The sequence below is a fragment of the Limnohabitans sp. genome, from assembly GCF_044361985.1.
GTDB lineage: Bacteria > Pseudomonadota > Gammaproteobacteria > Burkholderiales > Burkholderiaceae_C > Limnohabitans_A.
In genome coordinates this window covers 1-2,708 of the sequence record NZ_JBIKHV010000186.1, presented here as the reverse complement: position 1 = coordinate 2,708, position 2,708 = coordinate 1, and the positions used below count along the sequence as shown (strand labels likewise).

The 2,708-nt window shown below is 61.1% G+C and carries 4 protein-coding genes; 1 reads left to right on the top strand and 3 read right to left on the bottom strand.

Features of this window, described 5'->3' with window-relative positions; all coding sequences use genetic code 11:
• On the top strand, positions 1 to 522 hold a 522-nt coding region (locus ACIQ3A_RS14865; protein WP_396432502.1), incomplete at its 5' end, for a TetR/AcrR family transcriptional regulator.
• A 10-nt stretch (positions 523 to 532) separates the two neighbouring features.
• Here ACIQ3A_RS14865 and ACIQ3A_RS14860 read toward each other — a convergent pair.
• The 3 genes from ACIQ3A_RS14860 to ACIQ3A_RS14850 form a co-directional block, all read right to left on the bottom strand.
• A complete protein-coding gene (locus ACIQ3A_RS14860; protein ID WP_396432500.1) occupies positions 533 to 955 on the bottom strand; it encodes a universal stress protein in 423 nt (140 codons plus the stop codon).
• Between the two features lie 136 nt (positions 956 to 1,091).
• Positions 1,092 to 1,952, bottom strand: a complete 861-nt coding sequence (locus tag ACIQ3A_RS14855; RefSeq protein ID WP_396432498.1) for a metallophosphoesterase — start codon at positions 1,950 to 1,952, stop codon at positions 1,092 to 1,094.
• On the bottom strand, positions 1,949 to 2,708 hold a 760-nt coding region (locus ACIQ3A_RS14850), incomplete at its 5' end, for a LysR substrate-binding domain-containing protein (protein WP_396432497.1). The genes ACIQ3A_RS14850 and ACIQ3A_RS14855, both read right to left, overlap by 4 nt.

Genomic DNA, 2,708 nt, shown 5'->3' with positions numbered 1-2,708 from the left:
GAAAAGGGTTTTGATGCCATGACGGTGGACGAAGTGGCCGCCGAAGTGGGCATTGCCAAGGCCAGCCTGTACAAGCACTTCACCAGCAAAGAAGAGTTGGCTTGTGCGGCCATGGTGATGGCCATGCGCAAGGCGCAAGAGTTCATCCAGTCTGTACCTGCCGATCTGGCGTCACTGGACAAGCTCAAGGCCGTCACCCGTTGGACCATGACCCTCAAACTTCAGGGCTTGATGCCCTCTTTGCCGAGCCAGAACTCCAGCTTGCGCGCGACCTTGATGGCCAGCAAAGATTACATGGACGGGTTGATGGAGGTCAGTGACGCATTGGGTGCCTGGATCGAAGAGGCCCAGGGCCAGGGGCGCCTCAACCCGTCATTGCCAGCCGTGGCGGTGCTCTACACCCTCTTTGCCAGGGCTTGCGACCCGGTGCTGGAGTTTCTGAAAATGGGCGAGCAGCACACCGAGACAGAAATTCTCGATATGGTGATGAGCACTTGCTTTGACGGCCTGAGCGCCCGCTGACCAAGCGGTTTCAGCGCACCAGCAGCACGGGCACTTTGCAGTGCGCAAGCACCTGGGTGGCGACCGAGCCCATGACCAGGTTGCCCAGCGTGCCATGGCCGTGCGAGCCCATCACCACCAGGTCAAATTTGCCGCTGTCGGCAGTTTTCGAGATGAGCTCGCCTGCATGACCGACCTTGGTGATGGTTTTGGCATCGATGCCGTGGCGCAACAGGAATTTGGTGACCGGGGCGAGTATTTTTTCAGCTTCTTCGCGGTGGTAGGCGTCGACCATTTCCTTGCCCACGGCGGCGCGCGCACGGGGGGGCAACTGGGCTTGCACGGTCACCAGGGTGTAGCTGTTGCCGGTGCTGAAGAGTTCGTCGTGCGTGGTCAGGTAGGCCAGCATTTTTTTGGTGTATTCACTGCCATCAACGGCCAATAAGATTTTCATCAGGGTCTCCTGTTGTGGATCAAACAAGCCCCGACGTTAACCCTGGCTTGCGTGATCTGCCTTGACTTAGGTCATGAAACCCGATGCCATTGACGGGAAGGGGGCAAGGCGGGCGTGACCTCGCACACCCTGCCCCTCAGACCTCCAGAATCAACTGGCTTCGAAAATGGAGTTGTTCGTTTTTGCGGGCATAGCCCAGCGGGTTGGCCACCACGCGGCAACCTTGCAGGGCGTAGTCGCTTGGGCAATGCAGGTGGCCGTGCAACCAAAGGCGAGCGTGGGGCAACCAGTCATCGAGCGCGTTGCAAAAACCGGCTGTTCCCGGCACATGGCCATAACGGGGGTCGGCGCTGTGCAGGCTGGGGGCAAAGTGGGTCACCACCACGGTCGTGCCTTCAAACGGGGTGTTCAGTGCGGCCCCGAGCCAGTCCTGACAGAGCAGCGCTTGTGCACGCATGCCTTCCGCCAGCCATGCGTGTCCCTCGCGTGTGGTGGCGGTTTTGCGCAGGTAATAGTTGGCGGCGCGAAACGCTTTTTCGCGGGCCTTGAGCTGGCGGGTGTATTGGCTGTTGGGGTGGCTGTAGTGCGCGGGCAGGGTCTCGGGCAGGGTTTTGCCAGCCAGCGGCCCCAGTGCGTCAAAGTCTGTCCACAACGTGGTGCCCACAAAGCGCACACCGTTCAGTTGCAGCACTTCGCGCTCCAGCCAAGTGATGCCCAGCCGTGCACAGGTTTCTTGCAAACGGCTGTGGGCTTCATCAAAGTCCAGGCCATCGTATTCGTGGTTGCCGGGCACAAACAGCACCGGTGTGGGCCAGCCGTGCAGCGGAGAAAACCGGGCCAGGCCAAAGTCTGCATCGCCCGTGCTCGCCAGGGCTGAGCCGCTTTGGTACGAGCCAATGTCACCCGCCAGCACCAGCACATCGACACCCGGTGCGGGGCGGGGCATGAATTCAGGGTTGGACTCGAGGTGCAGGTCCGAGAGCAATTGAATTTTCATGGCCTGCCCTCCACGGCAAAAGCAGCCTGCGCCACCTGCAGCAGCTGTTCGCGCAGCCACTGGTGTGCACTGTCGTGCTGCAGCCGCCGATGCCACAAAGCCTCGACATGGACGGGTGGCACATCCAGTGGCAAGTCTCGCAAAATCAGTTGATCGCCCATGCCCGTGGTGGGCACAAAGTGACGCGGTAAAACCGTGAGCAAATCTGAATTGACCACGACTTGACCGGCGGTGAAAAACTGGTTCACGGTCAGCACAATCCGCCGTTGTCGCCCAAGTGTGGCCAGCGCTTCGTCGACAAAGCCGTACGGGCGTCCAGAAAAACTCACCAGCAGATGGCGGGCTGCGCAATAGGCGTCCAGCGTCATGGGCTGGTTGGCCAAAGGATGGCCCTGTCGCATCACGCAGACATATTCCCCTGCATACAGGCGCTGGTGTTCAAAAGACACGGCTTCGCCGGCTTGGGCATGCCCGGTCAAATCTGTCAACACGGCGGGAAAGTAGCCGAGCGCGATGTCGGCCTCGCCATCGCGCAGCAGGACGCGCGGATCGCGCGTGGTCAGTGGCACCACACGCAGCGAAACCCCCGGTGCTTGGGTTTGCAGCTGCCGGGCCAGCCCACCCATCAGCTCGGCGGCCGTGGCATCGGCCATGGTCAGGATGAAGGTGCTGCTGGCTTCTTCCGGGACAAACAGGCTGGGCACGATGGCTTCTTGCAGCTGACGCAGCGCTTCTCGCACGCTGGGCCACAAGGCC